This window comes from Neisseria sp. P0021.S006 (assembly GCF_051956895.1).
The window spans coordinates 1-595 of sequence record NZ_JBQCWZ010000891.1; the positions used below are offsets into that span (position 1 = coordinate 1).

A 595-nucleotide genomic window follows, 5' to 3' on the forward strand; every position below is an offset into this window, starting at 1 on the left:
GGCAAATTCCGTCCGGGCCATTTCCGCGGCGTTGCGACCGTTGTGACTAAGTTGTTCAACATTGTTCAACCTGATACCGCCTGTTTCGGCAAAAAAGACTATCAGCAGCTGGCGATTATCAAAGGCTTTGTCGAAGACTTGAATTTCAATATCGAAATCGTTCCGGTCGACACCGGCCGCGCTTCAGACGGCCTGGCACTTTCCAGCCGCAACCAATATTTGAGCGAAGCAGAGCGCGCAGAAGCGCCCCGCCTCTATCAAGAGTTGCAAAACATTGCCGCCGCCTTGAAAAACGGCAATCTAGATTACGCCCAGCTCGAGGCTGAATGTATCCGCCGTTTGACCGATGCCGGCTGGGTGGTTGATTACGTTGAAATCCGCCATGCACACAGCTTGGCAGTGGCTCATGTCGGCGATAAAGAATTGGTGGTGCTTGCCGCCGCCCGTTTGGGTACCACGCGCCTGATTGATAATTTGGAAGTGGCTTTGGCTTAAAACCAAGCTGCTGGTAAAGGCCGTCTGAAACCTGTTTTTCAGACGGCCTTTTGTTACAATAACGCTTTTGCGTTTCTAAGGTTTTTCCATGTCTAAACCC

The 595-nt window shown here is 51.4% G+C and carries 1 protein-coding gene; it reads left to right on the forward strand.

Annotation, left to right across the window (positions count from 1 at the left end):
* Positions 1 to 495 (forward strand): 4-phosphopantoate--beta-alanine ligase (locus ACTHUM_RS17740; protein WP_440403654.1); only part of this gene is annotated, 495 nt, incomplete at its 5' end.
* Between the last annotated feature and the right edge of the window lie 100 nt (positions 496 to 595).